Origin of the sequence: Marilutibacter chinensis (genome assembly GCF_021725675.1) — a bacterium.
Taxonomy (GTDB): domain Bacteria; phylum Pseudomonadota; class Gammaproteobacteria; order Xanthomonadales; family Xanthomonadaceae; genus Marilutibacter; species Marilutibacter chinensis.
Map to the genome: position 1 here is coordinate 527,952 of NZ_JAKJPO010000001.1, position 12,947 is coordinate 540,898.

12 protein-coding genes are annotated in these 12,947 nt (G+C 69.2%); 6 read left to right on the forward strand and 6 right to left on the reverse strand.

Features of this window, described 5'->3' with window-relative positions; translation table 11 throughout:
* Positions 1-34 precede the first annotated feature (34 nt).
* The gene (gcvA, locus tag L3V18_RS02355) at positions 35-973 is read left to right on the forward strand and encodes a transcriptional regulator GcvA (protein WP_237052987.1); all 939 of its coding nucleotides are present in this window, start codon (positions 35-37) and stop codon (positions 971-973) included.
* A 41-nt stretch (positions 974-1,014) separates the two neighbouring features.
* Positions 1,015-1,866: an NAD-dependent protein deacetylase gene (locus L3V18_RS02360; protein ID WP_237052988.1), complete on the forward strand. Its 852-nt coding sequence runs from the start codon at positions 1,015-1,017 to the stop codon at positions 1,864-1,866.
* Between the two features lie 147 nt (positions 1,867-2,013).
* Here the strand turns inward: L3V18_RS02360 and L3V18_RS02365 are convergent, their stop codons facing one another.
* From L3V18_RS02365 to L3V18_RS02380, 4 genes are all read right to left on the reverse strand, one after another.
* A complete protein-coding gene (locus L3V18_RS02365) occupies positions 2,014-3,285 on the reverse strand; it encodes a glycerophosphodiester phosphodiesterase family protein (RefSeq protein WP_237052989.1) in 1,272 nt (423 codons plus the stop codon).
* A 308-nt stretch (positions 3,286-3,593) separates the two neighbouring features.
* On the reverse strand, positions 3,594-4,718 hold the full coding sequence (gene cfa, locus L3V18_RS02370; RefSeq protein ID WP_237052990.1) for a cyclopropane fatty acyl phospholipid synthase: 1,125 nt from the start codon (positions 4,716-4,718) through the stop codon (positions 3,594-3,596).
* A 116-nt stretch (positions 4,719-4,834) separates the two neighbouring features.
* Positions 4,835-5,524 (reverse strand): DUF3298 domain-containing protein, encoded by a 690-nt coding sequence (locus L3V18_RS02375; RefSeq protein ID WP_237052991.1) that lies wholly within the window; start codon positions 5,522-5,524, stop codon positions 4,835-4,837.
* A 274-nt stretch (positions 5,525-5,798) separates the two neighbouring features.
* Positions 5,799-6,095, reverse strand: a complete 297-nt coding sequence (locus L3V18_RS02380; RefSeq protein WP_237052992.1) for a GNAT family N-acetyltransferase — start codon at positions 6,093-6,095, stop codon at positions 5,799-5,801.
* Positions 6,096-6,350: 255 nt separating this feature from the next.
* On the opposite strand from L3V18_RS02380, the gene L3V18_RS02385 reads away from it, so the two are divergent.
* Positions 6,351-6,548 (forward strand): hypothetical protein, encoded by a 198-nt coding sequence (locus L3V18_RS02385; protein WP_237052993.1) that lies wholly within the window; start codon positions 6,351-6,353, stop codon positions 6,546-6,548.
* 48 nt (positions 6,549-6,596) lie between these two features.
* On the opposite strand, the gene L3V18_RS02390 is transcribed toward L3V18_RS02385, so the two are convergent.
* Both L3V18_RS02390 and L3V18_RS02395 read right to left on the reverse strand, forming a co-directional pair.
* Positions 6,597-7,202, reverse strand: coding sequence for a rhomboid family intramembrane serine protease (locus tag L3V18_RS02390; RefSeq protein ID WP_237052994.1), 606 nt, complete (start codon positions 7,200-7,202; stop codon positions 6,597-6,599).
* Between the two features lie 64 nt (positions 7,203-7,266).
* Positions 7,267-8,850 carry a POT-type proton-dependent oligopeptide transporter gene (locus L3V18_RS02395; RefSeq protein ID WP_237052995.1) on the reverse strand — a complete coding sequence of 528 codons (1,584 nt, stop codon included), beginning with the start codon at positions 8,848-8,850 and terminating at the stop codon, positions 7,267-7,269.
* A 256-nt stretch (positions 8,851-9,106) separates the two neighbouring features.
* Between L3V18_RS02395 and L3V18_RS02400 the strand changes: the two genes are divergently transcribed.
* The 3 genes from L3V18_RS02400 (at position 9,107) to L3V18_RS02410 (ending at position 12,946) form a co-directional block, all read left to right on the forward strand.
* The gene (locus tag L3V18_RS02400) at positions 9,107-10,894 is read left to right on the forward strand and encodes a M14 family metallopeptidase (RefSeq protein WP_425493468.1); all 1,788 of its coding nucleotides are present in this window, start codon (positions 9,107-9,109) and stop codon (positions 10,892-10,894) included.
* A 115-nt stretch (positions 10,895-11,009) separates the two neighbouring features.
* The gene (locus tag L3V18_RS02405; protein ID WP_237052997.1) at positions 11,010-12,083 is read left to right on the forward strand and encodes a YbaY family lipoprotein; all 1,074 of its coding nucleotides are present in this window, start codon (positions 11,010-11,012) and stop codon (positions 12,081-12,083) included.
* 245 nt (positions 12,084-12,328) lie between these two features.
* The gene (locus L3V18_RS02410) at positions 12,329-12,946 is read left to right on the forward strand and encodes a TetR/AcrR family transcriptional regulator (RefSeq protein ID WP_237052998.1); all 618 of its coding nucleotides are present in this window, start codon (positions 12,329-12,331) and stop codon (positions 12,944-12,946) included.
* Position 12,947: the final 1 nt, after the last annotated feature.

Genomic DNA, 12,947 nt, shown 5'->3' on the forward strand with positions numbered 1-12,947 from the left:
CCCGCTTTCACGTTAGAAAAAATAACTTGATAGGATGCGCGATCGCAGCCGCGCCGAGGCGACCGTGAAACCCCGCCACCCCGCTCCGCTCAACGCGCTCAGGGCCTTCGAGACTGCCGCGCGCTGCCTCAGCTTCCAGACCGCCGCGGGCCGCCTGTTCGTGACCCCCGCCGCGGTCAGCCAGCAGGTCAAGCGGCTGGAGGCCCATCTCGGCGTCAAGCTGTTCCATCGTGGCCATCGCGCGGTCGAGCTGACCGCCGAGGGCGAAGCGCTGGCCACGTCCCTGGGCGAGGTGTTTGCGCGACTCGACCTGGCCCTGGATCGCGCCACCGCCGCCGCCCATACCGACCTGCGGGTCAGCACGATGGAATCGTTCGCAGCCAAGTGGCTGGCGCCACGGCTGCACCGGTTCCACCACGACTTTCCCGAACTCAGGGTGCGGATCGAGACCGGCGACGACCACGTCGACTTCGCCCGCGACGGCGTCGACGTCGCGATCCGCTACGGCCCCGGGAACTACCCGGGCGTCCAGGCCGAACGCCTGCTGGAAGCGCCGGCGTTCCCGGTCTGCGCGCCGTCGCTGGCCGGCGACCGCGAACACCCGCTGACCACGCCCGACGACCTGCGCCATCACACTCTGCTGCACGACGACAGCCCCGCCCGTCGCCATGGCATACCCGACTGGCCGGCATGGCTGGCCGGCAGCGGTGCGACGCGGGTGAACCCGCGTCCGGGCCCCGTCTTCGCCAGCATCTATCTCGCCCAGGAGGCCGCGATTGCCGGTCATGGCGTCGCCCTGGGACTGGCGCCGCTTGTCGAGGAGGACCTGCAGGGCGGTCGCTTGCTGCGTCCGTTCGATCACGTCGCCGGCAACGCCTACGCGTTCTGGCTGGTGCGTCCGCGCGATGCCGCCGCACACCCGGCACTGGACGCGTTCTGCGCATGGCTGCGCCGCGAAGCCGCGACCGAATGAACGCGCCCCGCTCGGCTGCGACGACTGCTGGCGTTCCCCGCATGACCGCCGCCCTGCCCGTCGATGCCGTGGATGCCTGTGATGCCCTGGCCGACTGGCTGCGACGGTACCGGCACGTGTTCGTGCTTACCGGCGCCGGCTGCAGCACTGCATCGGGCATCCCCGACTACCGTGGCAGCGACGGCAACTGGAAACGCAGCGCGCCGATCACCTGGCAGGCCTTCAGCGGCGATCCCCTGGCGCGGGCGCGCTACTGGGCGCGCAGCCAGGTCGGCTGGCCACGCGTCGCCGCCGCAGGGCCGAACCCGGCCCATCTCGCCTTGACCCGCCTGCAGGCCCTGGAGCGGATCGAGCGACTGGTGACCCAGAACGTCGATGGCCTGCACGAACGTGCCGGCAGCCGGGACGTGATCGACCTGCATGGACGCATCGACATGACGGTCTGCCTCGGCTGTGGCCTGCGGATGCCACGAGCCGGGATCCAGACGATGCTGGAGACGGCCAATCCCGAATGGACAGGACTGGACGCGGGCTCGGCGCCGGACGGCGACGCCGACCTCGAAGGGCGGGACTTCAGCCACTACCGGGTTCCGGACTGCGATGCCTGCGGCGGCCTGATCAAGCCCGACGTGGTGTTCTTCGGCGAGAACGTTCCGCGTGCCCGCGTCGATGCCGCCCATGCCGCGCTCGCCCGCGCCGACGCGATGCTGGTCGTGGGCTCCTCGCTGATGGTCTACTCGGGCTACCGCTTCGCCCGTCTCGCGCGCGGGCACGGCCTGCCGTTGGCGATCCTGACCCACGGCGTCAACCGCGCCGATCCGCTGGCGACGCTGAAGCTGGAAGCGGACGCGAGCACGGTACTGCCGGCTGCGGTGGCGCAGATGGAGCGCTGACCCGTCCGCTTCCGTGCCCGCCTTCCACCTGCCTCGCGCCGGCATCGCCCGCCCGGCGGTGACGCGACTTCCGTGCCGCATCACCGCCCCGCGCCTTCCTTGGGGCTATCCTTCCTGCCGTGGCGGGCGCCGCCGTCCGAGCGGCGCTCAGCGACCCCGATGCGGTGGCGGCACCGCGCGGTCGAGCTCGATGCGGTTCAGGTCCAGAAACAGGTCCCGCGCCATCACGCCCAGATCGGGCTGATCGATGAAGAAACCATTGGCGCCGAGGCCGTACAGCTGCAGCGCCTCGGCCATCACCGACTGTACCTGGCCGTTCGCCGACCGCGCGAGGAAGCGCTCTTCGGCACGCAGGGTGTACGGATGCACCAGCAGGCCCTGCCCGAGCGCGTGCGCCAGCATCGGGTGCACGAGTCCGGTGCTGCGCGCCGCCACCTCGGCGTTGCCGTCGCCATCGGCATCGACCGGCGGCTCCAGCGGCAGGCGCGGCAGCAGGTTGCCCTTCCATGGCCCCACGCCGGAAGCGTAGTTCGCCTTCATCCAGGCCAGCACCGGCTCGGTGGCGAACGCGCCGTAGCGGGTGTTGGCCCCCAGGCCGCCTTCGACCACGGTGTTCAATCCGCCGTACAGCGCGACCAGGTCACGACCCTGGGCAACGTTGTAGCGGACGTCGTAGGGCACCGCGTCGTGCAGGTCGTCGTAGAGCTGGACCAGCGGCAGGTCGACGCCGGCCGCCGGCATGATCGCCTTCTCCAGCTCGATCAGGTTCTCGAACTCGAAGCTCTGGATGAACACGCGCTCCGGATCGGTGAACCCCTCGGCGACCAGCGTCTCGATCAGCTTCGCGCCCAGCGACACGCTGATCGGCGTACCGTCCAGGTGGCGCCCTTCATGGGCGAAGTAGGTCGGATGCTTGGTCTCCGGATAGACGCCGATCCGGCGGTGGCCGCGGCTCTCGCGCTTGATCAGCTGCAGCACCTCGGCAAAGGTCGGAATCGCATAGCGGCCGTCATGGCGGGCGTTGCCGGGACGCACGCCGGGGATCCGCTCCTTCGCCCGCAGCGTCCTGATCTCCGCCAGGGTGAAATCCTCGGTGAACCAGCCGGTCAGCGGCTGGCCGTCGACGATCTTGGTGGTGCGGCGGTCGGCGAACTCCGGGCGCTCGGCGACATCGGTGGTGCCGGAAATCTCGTTCTCGTGACGGGCGATCAGCACACCGTCCCGGGTCGCGACCAGATCGGGTTCGATGAAGTCCGCACCTTGGCGGATCGCCAGCCGGTAGGCCTCCAGGGTGTGCTCGGGCCGGTAGCCGCTGGCGCCCCGGTGCGCGATCACGATCAGTCCGCCGTTGCCGGCAGGACGATGATGGCGCCCCGCCGTTCGGGCATTCGTGCTCTCTGCGGCGGGGAGGTCTGACATGCGGGCTTCATCGGCACGGGCCGGCGGCGAGCCGACGGCCAGCGAACAGGCGGTGATCGAGTAGAGCACGAAGGATGCCACCGCGGACGCCGCCCGTGCGGGCAGGCTTCGGCGCGGACGGATCCGGAGTGGCGCTTCGACAGATGGGTTCACGGGGTGCCTCCAATGGCGGGCCGCGGACGCGGCAGGGGTCGGGTCGCCGACTCCCCCTGACAGCCGACGCGCCCAGCCTCGCCCGCGCGGATTGCGGTCCGATGACCGTCATGCGTAGCCGTGGTGACCCTGTGACCCGGGCCACGATGCGCCGCTCAGCGCGGAGCGACGTAACCGCCCGCCACGCCTTGCGGCGACAGCACCAGCTGCCAGAGCTGGGCGCGGCGGGTCCGGAAGGTCGCCATCGAACCGGCCAGGTAGAACCGCCACATCCGCCGGAAGCGCTCGTCGTAACGCGGCGGCAGCGAATCCCACGCCTGTTCGACGTTGCGCCGCCAGGCCTGCAGGGTCAGGTCGTAGTCGGTGCCGAAGTTGTGCCAGTCCTCGATGACGAACCGTCCCTCGACCGCGGTCGCGATCTGCGCCGGCGACGGCAGCATCGAGTTCGGGAAGATGTAGCGCGCGATCCACGGATCGGTCGCGCGATGGCTGAGGTTGCTGCCGATCGTGTGCAGCAGGCACAGGCCGTCGTCCGGCAGGCAACGCCGCACCACGTCCATGAAGGTCGCGTAGTTGGCGTGGCCGACGTGCTCGAACATGCCGATCGAGACGACCCGGTCGAAACGCTCGTCCACGTCGCGGTAGTCCTGCAGACGGATCTCGACCGGCAACCCGTCGCACAGCTCCCGCGCGAACGTGGCCTGCTCCTGTGAGATGGTGATGCCGACGCCTTCCACACCGTGGCGCCTGGCGGCAAACCTCAGCAGTTCGCCCCAGCCGCAGCCGATGTCGAGCACGCGCATGCCCGGCGCCAGCCCGAGCTTGCGGCAGGCCAGGTCGAGCTTGGCCTCCTGGGCAGCGTCCAGGTCGGCCGCGTCGCGCCAGTAGCCGCAGCTGTAGACCAGCCGGCGGCCGAGCATCGCCCGGTACAGGTCGTTGCCCAGGTCATAATGGCGGCGTCCGACCTCACGGCTGCGGCGCCGGGTCTGCAGGTTGAACCAGCGTCCGCGCAGCCGGTCGAGGGCGGCCTGCCAGCCGCTCACCCGCTGATCGAGCCGGGCCTGCATCAGCCGCGCCAGGAAGCCGTCCAGCGAGGCGACGTCCCACCAGCCGTCCATGTACGATTCGCCGAGCCCCAGCGAGCCCTGCGCGAGTACCCGCGCATGGAAGCGCTCGTCGTGGATCCGCGGATCGCACGGGCCCTCGCCATCGACGCGCACGCCGGCCTCGGCCAGCAGGCCTTCCACCCTGCGCTTGATCGGAGAATGCGTTCCGGTCATGGCACCATCGCGCTGCGGCAGTTCGGGCACTCCCTGCCAGGTTGTCGGAAAACGCGCGTCCTTTGCGTTTCGGGGCGCGGACGGTCGGACCCCCGCCCGGCGCCCATTTGCCTACCTCACTCGGCAGCGAACAGCTCCCGGTACTTCTCGGCGACATGCGCACGCAGCACCGACGCCGGCACCTGCACGGACTGCTCGCCGTCCGAGTACGGCCCCACCTGGTAGGGCGGGAACACGAAACGGATCGCGGCGATGCGCCCGTCGCGGCCGATGACCGGTTCGAACTCGCTGTAGTTGTCGGGTTCCGGACCGGTGCCGTCCTCGATCATCCGGCTGGCGTCGCGCAGCATCCGCTCGCGCTCGCCCGGCGCCAGCTCGTCGGCGTCCAGGCGCTGCGACAGCGCGGTGTGCAGGGACTCCCTGACCTGCGTCGAGATCACCGGCCATCCGTCTCCGTCCTCGGGAAAGAGGTCGGTGATCCGCAACCGCCGCTGCTCTCCAGGCAGCCAGACGAAGCGCGCCAGCAGCGGCGAGCTGTGGGCGCCGCCGGTGTAGCTGCTGCCGTCGGCGGCGATCGCGAACAATTCCGGAGTGGCGGCGACCTGGGTGAAGGTCAGCGACAGGTCGTACGGCGCGGCCGTCTCCCCGTCCGCGCGCGCCGCGACCGCCTGCATCAGGTCCTCGCGGGCATCGTCGGCATAGTGCTTGAGTTCGGCCGCCAGCCCGGGGTACTTCATCGCCGAAGGCGGATAGGTGATTCCGATGACGTAGTCGGAGGTGACCTCGGACACGTCCTTCAGTTCCACCGGTTCGGGCGGGACGGACTGCGGGGACGATCCCGCCGTCGCCCCGGTGCTTGCCGGACCGGCGTCCGGGCTGGTGGCGGGCGGATTGCCGCGGTCACAGGCGGCAAGGACGGCAGCGGTGGAAAGGATCAAGACAGGAACGACGACGCGACGCATAGGCTCCATCCCGGGATGCAATGCCATCAAGTTACCGGGATCGACGTGATGCAACCATCACGGAATCATCGGACCGCCGTCGTCCGCAAGCCGTGCCCGCGTCCGCCCCCCGGCCCCGTCAGGCCAGCAGCGCCTGGTATTCCGGATGCCGCTTCACCCATGCCTCGGCATAGGAGCACTGCGTCCTCACCGCCAGTTGCGCCTGCCGCGCATACTCGAACGCCGCGCGCACCAGGTGACCGGCGACTCCACGGCCGCCGATCGCTTCCGGCACCCAGGTATGGGTGACCACCAGGACCCGGCCATCCAGGCGGTAGTCCAGGTACGCCCTCGTGTCATCGACCACCGTGGCGAAGCGGTGGACGTCGGCGTCATGGTGGATCGTCGGCGCGGTGGCGGGGGTCTGTTCGGTCATGCAGGGACTCCAGAGGACGACATTGACGGTAGCGCGGCCGGGCCGACCGCCTCCAACTATTAACACGGCCGGCCTTCCCTGCCGGTGAGCCCGCGGGTCGGGGATTTGGCTGCGTTTCAGCTCGGATCGACCCGACTCGTGGCCAGCATTGACGTATTGCGTCACATTTTTGACCGGATCACGACCGCCTGGACGTGATCACTATTGGCACGAAACATGCGAAACCCCGGGTAAGCGTCAAGGGGAGACAGGGCAATGACCAGCAACCAGATCGCTTTGATCCAGTCCGCCAGCGACTCGGTCCTGATCGACCGTCTGTTCACGCTGGTGCGCAGCGGCGCGGCCGGCGACGAATTCGACGTGATCGACACCGAGGTGTACGAGCGCTTCGCCCGCTCCTACGGCCAGCCGACGGACGAGATGGTCCGCGAGGACCACCTGCTCGCCGCCTGAGCGGCACCCGGGCACCGCCCGCACGGCGGCCCTACCCGCACGGCGGCCCTACATGAACGACGGGCTGGCCAGCTGACGCAGGAAGTGCTGGCCGACCTGCGGCTCCATGAACAGCATGAACAGCACACCGTAGATCGCGCCGGACAGGTGCGCGCTGTGGTTGATGTTGTCGCCGCCGTTGCGGTCCATCCAGAACGAATACGCCACGTACGCCACCGCGTAGACGATCGCCGGCACCGGCAGGAAGAACACGAAGATCAACGACCACGGCGCCAGCAGGATGTAGGCGAACAGCACCGCCGATACCGCACCGGACGCGCCCAGGCTGCGATAGTGCGGATCATGGCGATGGCGCAGCCAGGTCGGCAGGATCGCGACCACGATCGCCGACACGTAGAACAGCACGAAGCCGGCGTAGCCGATCCGCGGCAGGAAGAACGGTTCGATCGCGCGGCCGAAGAAGAACAGCGTGATCATGTTGAACAGCAGGTGCTGCCAGTCCGCATGGATGAAGCCATGGGTGACCAGGCGGTCGTACTGGCGCTTGCGCTCGATCGCCGGCGGCCAGAGGATCAGCCGCTCGAGCAGCCGCGGCTTCTCGAACGCCTGCCAGGTCACCAGCACGGTGATCGCGATCAGTATCAGGGTCGGCATCGGTTCTCTCGCATGTTCTCGTCCATTCCCCTCGCCGTGGCGAGGGGACACCTGCGCTGGCCGGTCACGCCGTGCGGTAATGGTCCTGCATCGGATAGCGGCGGGCGTACAGCGCGAACAGGATCGCCGCCACGAACGCGAACGCCGCGAAGAAGAAGGTCAGGAACGCGTTCTCGCTCAGGCCGGTGCTGGCGATCTGCGCGGTCACCGCCTCGTTGCGCACCGCCGCATTGGTCATCAGCACCCACAGGTTGCCGTAGGACACCGACAGCAGCCAGAAGCTCATGATCGTGCCCTTCATCGAACGCGGCGCCTGGCTGTAGGCGAACTCCAGCCCGGTCGCCGAGACCAGCACCTCGCCGAAGGTCAACAACAAATACGGCAGGATCTGCCACGCCAGCGACACCGTGTCGCCACCGTCGATCCACAGCTGGATCAGCCCGGCCACGATCCAGGCCACGCCCGAGAACGCGATGCCGAAGCCCATCCGCCGCAGCGCGGTCGGCTCGAAGCCGACGCGGCGCAGCAGCGGATACAGCACCAGGTTGTTGAACGGAATCAGCGCCATCACCATGATCGGGTTCAGCGCCTGCATCTGCGCGGCGCTGACCACCAACCAGCTCGGCCACCACCACAGCTCGTGCGGGATGTGCATGGTCTGGCCCTGCAGCACCCAGGTCGAGGCCTTCTGGTCGAACAGCGACCAGAACGGCGTGACCAGGGCGAACACGATCAGGATCCGCAGCACCGCACGCACGCCCTCGACCGCGTGCGCCGGATGCCGGCCGCCCGCACGCTCCAGCTGCATCGACGCGCCGGTCCCGACCAGCGCGATCAGCAGTCCCAGGCCGACCAGCACCGCCTTGACGAAGCCCAGCGACGGGATCAGCGCCAGCGATGCGACCGCCAGCACCACGCCCGCGATCGCGATCAGGGTGCCCGCGCCCTTCCCCGGCGCCGGCCCGAACAGTGCGCTGCGCACCACGTTGAGGAAGGAATCCGGGTCCGGCGGCGACGGCGGCACGTGCACGTACTTGCGGCGCCCGGCCCAGAAGATCACCGTGGCGATGAACATCAGGATGCCGGGGATGCCGAACGCCACGCTCGGCCCGTAGTTGCGCAGGAAGATCGGCATCAGCAGCGACGCGAAGAAGCTGCCGAAGTTGATCGTCCAGTAGAACGCGTCGTAGACGACCTTCGCCAACGACTTGTTGCTCTGGTCGAACTGGTCGCCGACGAAGGCCGAGACCAGCGGTTTGATCCCGCCCGACCCCAGCGCGATCAGGAACAGGCCGGTGTAGAAGCCGGTGCGGTTGTCCTCGAACAGCGCCAGGCACGCATGGCCGGCGCAGTACACCAGCGACAGCCACAGCACCGTGTTGTACTTGCCGAAGAAGCGGTCCGACAGCCAGCCGCCCAGCAGCGGGAAGAAGTACACGCCGATGACGAAGGTGTGGAAGACGTCCTTGGCCGCGCCCTCGCGGTCCGCCTCCGGCAGGTAGGCCAGCAGGATGCTGCTGACCAGGAACGGCACCAGGATGTTGCGCATCCCGTAGAAACTGAACCGCTCGCAGGCCTCGTTGCCGATGATGTAGGGAATCTGCCGGGGCATCTGCCCGGCATTGGCGGTCGCGGCGGGGGTCGACATCAAGTGGTTCCGGGGACTGGCACGAAGGGGCAAGCCTACCTCAGACCGGCTTGTCGAGGGATGTCCGGAACTGCGCTCCGTCGTGAATCAACCTGAACCCACGCTCATGGGCGGGCCGCTGCTTCCGCATCGACGGATCGTGCACTGCAACAACCCACACTGCTGACACCTGCTGTCGGCAGACGCCTGTACGCGCCCTGGCGTCGCGGCATCCCTCCGCTACCATACGGCGCTCCTTCACAAGGCCCGCCCGATGATGATCCGCACTCTGCCCGCCGTCCTCGTCCTGGCATTGTCCGCCCTTTCCCCGACTGTCGAGGCGGCTTCCGACACCTCGCTGACCACGGTCGCCGAGCGCAGCGGTTTCGTGAAGACCGGGCGCTACGACGAAGTGATCGCGCTGTGCGACGCCTTTGCCGCCCGCTACCCGGACGCGGTGCGCTGCCGGACCTTCGGCACCACGCCCGAGGGCCGGCCGATGAAGCTGCTGGTGGTCTCGCCGACCGGCGCGTTCACTGCGGCCGAAGCGCGCGCGCAGGGCCTGCCGGTGACCCTGATCCAGGGCGGCATCCATGCCGGCGAGATCGACGGCAAGGACGCCGGCTTCCTGGCGCTGCGCGAGCTTCTCGACGGCGAAGTCGCACCCGGCGTTCTCGAGCGGCAGGTGCTGTTGTTCGTGCCGGTGTTCAACGTCGACGGCCACGAGCGCTTCAAGGCCTGGAACCGCCCCAACCAGCGCGGCCCGGAGGAGATGGGCTGGCGCACCACCGCGCAGAACTACAACCTCAACCGCGACTATGCCAAGGCCGATACGCCGGAGATGCGGGCAATGCTGGCGCTGTACAGGGAATGGGACCCGCTGGCCTACATCGACCTGCACGTCACCGATGGCGCGAAGTTCGAGCACGACATCTCGATCATGGTCGAGCCCGTGCACGCGGGCGACATGGCCCTGCGCGAGGCCGGCTTCGCCTTCCGCGACGGCGTGATCGGGCGGCTGGCCGAACAGGGCTCGTTGCCGCTGCCGTTCTATCCGTCGTTCGTCGAATACGACAACCCGGCCTCGGGATTCACCGACGGCGTCGCCCCACCGCGCTTCTCCCACGGCTATACGCTGCTGCGCAACCGCCTGGGGATGCTGGTCGAGACCCACTCCTGGCGGACCTATCCCGAGCGCGTCCGCGCGACCTACAACACGATCATCGCTTCGCTGCAGCTGCTGGCCACGCACGGCCGCGACTGGCAGGCGGTCGCGCATGCGGCCGATGCGCGCGCGACCCGGCTGACCGGCACCGAGGTGCCGCTCGACTACAAGGCCACCGAGCAGGTGCGCGCGATCGACTTCCGCGGCTACGCCTACAGCCGGACGCCGTCGGAGGTCTCCGGTGCGCTGATGACCCGCTACGACGAGAGCACGCCGCAGGTCTGGAAGGTACCGCTGCGCGACCAGATCGTGCCCGACAAGACCGAGACCGTTCCCACCGGCGGCTACATCGTGCCTGTCGAACATGCCGAGACGGTCGCGCCCCTGCTCGACGTGCACGGACTGCGCTACACGCGGCTCGCCCGGCCGTTGCAGCACACTCCTGTCGAGGTATTCCGCGCCACCGCCACCGCGTTCGCCGCGCAGCCGCTGGAAGGCCGCCAGCGCGTCGACATCGACGGCGAGTGGTCGCCCGGGACCCGCGACGTCCGTGCCGGCGCGTTGTTCGTGCCGTCGGCACAGCCCGGCATCCGCCTGGCGATGGCGCTGCTGGAGCCGCGCGCGCCGGACGCGCTGGCGGCCTGGGGCGAATTCAACAACGCGTTCGAGCGCAAGGAGTACATGGAGGACTACGTCGCCGAGGAAGTCGCGCGCGAGATGCTCGCCCGCGACCCGGCGGTCCGGGCCGAATTCGAGCGCAGGTTGCGCGAGGACGAGGCCTTCGCCGGCGATCCGCGCGCGCGACTGGACTTCTTCTATCGCCGTCATTCGTCGTGGGACGACCGCCACGGTCTGTACCCGGTGATGCGGATCGGCAAGGTGCCGGCCGGCGCTGAATGATCGGCTCGTTCCGGGGCGCAGGAGCGGCATGGTGAGCGGCGATAACACCGTCACCACGCGAGGGCGCGGATACTGGCGCGCCCGGCCTGCCGGGCAGTCCTGCCCAGGAGTCTTCATGCCACCGTTCCGCCGTCTCGTCCGATCCGCCCTGCCCACCCTGGCGCTGTGCATCGCGCTGGCAGGATGCCAGCCGGGCACGTCGCCGTCGTCGACGGACGGCGGTTCCACCGCATCCGCGCCCGTCGCCGACCGGGCCCGGCTCAGCGGCACCGCGGTCTACCGCGAACGGATCGTACCGCCGCCGGGTTCGCGCCTGCAGGTGCAGCTGATCGACGTCCTGTACGGAACCGCCCCGGAGGCGGTGCTGGCGGAGACGGAGATCGAGGACGTCGGTCCGCCGCCGATCGCCTTCAGTCTCGACTACGACCCTGCGTCCATCCGCGCGAACGGCCAGTACGGCCTGCATGCCGCCCTATACGGCCCCGAGGGCGCGTTGCTGTTCGTCGCAGACGTCCGCCACGCGGTCGCGCCCGGCCGCGACGAGCCCGTCGAGCTGTCGCTCGGGCGGGTGGCGCAGGAAAGCGCCGACGCCCCCGCCATCCATCCGGCCGACGGTATCGGCGACGCCGTCAACCGTCGCCACTGGCAATGCGGCGAACTGCGCGTGGACACCACGTTCGACCCGGCCACCCTCGATACCACGCTGTCGTTCTCCGGCCGCCGTCTCGTCCTCGCCCAGACCGCCACCGCCACCGGCACCCGACATGCCGACAAGGCCGGCAACGAGTTCCGCAGCGAGGGCGACCGTGCCCTGCTGACCCTGGACGGTCAGCCGCAGATCGAATGCACGCCGAGCGACACCCCGTCGCCGTGGACCGACGCGGCCGACCGCGGGATCGGTTTCCGTGCCGCCGGCAACGAGCCCGGCTGGTGGGTCGAGGTCGGCATGGGCGAGGCACCGACGATCGAGGCCGTGCTCGACTACGGTGAGCGCAGCCTGGAGGTCGAACATGCGCAACCCGACGAGCTCGGCTACACCGGGATCACCGCCGACGGCGAACGCGTCACCCTGGTGATCGACCGCACGCCCTGCGAGGACGGCATGAGCGGCGAGGCCTTCGAGGCCAGCGCGCGGCTGGAGGTCGACGGCCGACGCTACAGCGGCTGCGGCGCGTTCCTGTTCGACTGAGCGGCACCGCCGCCTGCGGCGGCGGGACCGCGCGGCCATCGGGCGCCATCGCGCGTCGCTGCACGCCGCCGGACCCGGCCGTTCCCGGCCCCCGACAGCGCGTTCGCGTTGATCGTGATCAATCCCCTGCCCTCCGCCGCGTGGTCCGATGACCCGGCCTTGACACCCGGCTCGGGCGGGAGAAAGATCGGACCGGCTGGTCCAACCAATTGGTCCAACCAACCGGTTCAGGTCACGAAACAGTCATGCCCCGTCCTCGCTTCCACAAGCTCGACGCCCGGCGCCAGGAGTCGATCCTCGAAACCGCCGCCGAGGAGTTCGCCGCGCATGGCTACGACCAGGCCTCGCTCAACCGCATCATCGAGCGCCTGGGGCTGAGCAAGGGTCAGTTCTATTACCACTTCGACGACAAGGTCGACCTGTTCCAGGCGGTCATGGACTGGGCATGGGCGCTTGGCGTCCCGGAGGAGATCGGCGACTTCAGCCACCTGCAGGCCGACAGCTTCTGGCCCACCCTGGAGCGGCTGTCGGAGCGTTCCCGCGAGATGCTGCGCGAGCGGCCGTGGTACGTGGGCGTCTGGCGCCCGCTCTACCACCCGCCGGCCGATCCGCGGGCACGGCAGGTCGCGCAGGAAAAAATCGCGCAGATCGAGGCGATCCGGATCAACTTCATGCGCCATGGGCAGAAGGTCGGCTGCATCCGCGACGACATGCCCGAGGACCTGCTGATGACCGCGATCTTCAGTCTGCGCGCGGCGCTTGACCGCTGGTTCGTCGACCATTGGGACGAGCTGACCGCCGATCAGTGCGACACCCTGCCGCGGTTGATGCTGGACATGTTCCGGCGCATGTTCGAGCCGTGAA

Bases quoted from the DNA above. Each gene is read 5' to 3' on its own strand.
- L3V18_RS02390 (WP_237052994.1), bottom strand. From the start codon at position 7,202: ATGCCGACCCTGATACTGATCGCGATCACCGTGCTGGTGACCTGGCAG.
- gcvA (WP_237052987.1), top strand. From the start codon at position 35: ATGCGCGATCGCAGCCGCGCCGAGGCGACCGTGAAACCCCGCCACCCC.
- L3V18_RS02395 (WP_237052995.1), bottom strand. From the start codon at position 8,850: ATGTCGACCCCCGCCGCGACCGCCAATGCCGGGCAGATGCCCCGGCAG.
- L3V18_RS02400 (WP_425493468.1), top strand. From the start codon at position 9,107: ATGATCCGCACTCTGCCCGCCGTCCTCGTCCTGGCATTGTCCGCCCTT.
- L3V18_RS02360 (WP_237052988.1), top strand. From the start codon at position 1,015: ATGACCGCCGCCCTGCCCGTCGATGCCGTGGATGCCTGTGATGCCCTG.
- L3V18_RS02410 (WP_237052998.1), top strand. From the start codon at position 12,329: ATGCCCCGTCCTCGCTTCCACAAGCTCGACGCCCGGCGCCAGGAGTCG.
- L3V18_RS02365 (WP_237052989.1), bottom strand. From the start codon at position 3,285: ATGTCAGACCTCCCCGCCGCAGAGAGCACGAATGCCCGAACGGCGGGG.
- L3V18_RS02380 (WP_237052992.1), bottom strand. From the start codon at position 6,095: ATGACCGAACAGACCCCCGCCACCGCGCCGACGATCCACCATGACGCC.
- L3V18_RS02385 (WP_237052993.1), top strand. From the start codon at position 6,351: ATGACCAGCAACCAGATCGCTTTGATCCAGTCCGCCAGCGACTCGGTC.
- L3V18_RS02405 (WP_237052997.1), top strand. From the start codon at position 11,010: ATGCCACCGTTCCGCCGTCTCGTCCGATCCGCCCTGCCCACCCTGGCG.
- cfa (WP_237052990.1), bottom strand. From the start codon at position 4,718: ATGACCGGAACGCATTCTCCGATCAAGCGCAGGGTGGAAGGCCTGCTG.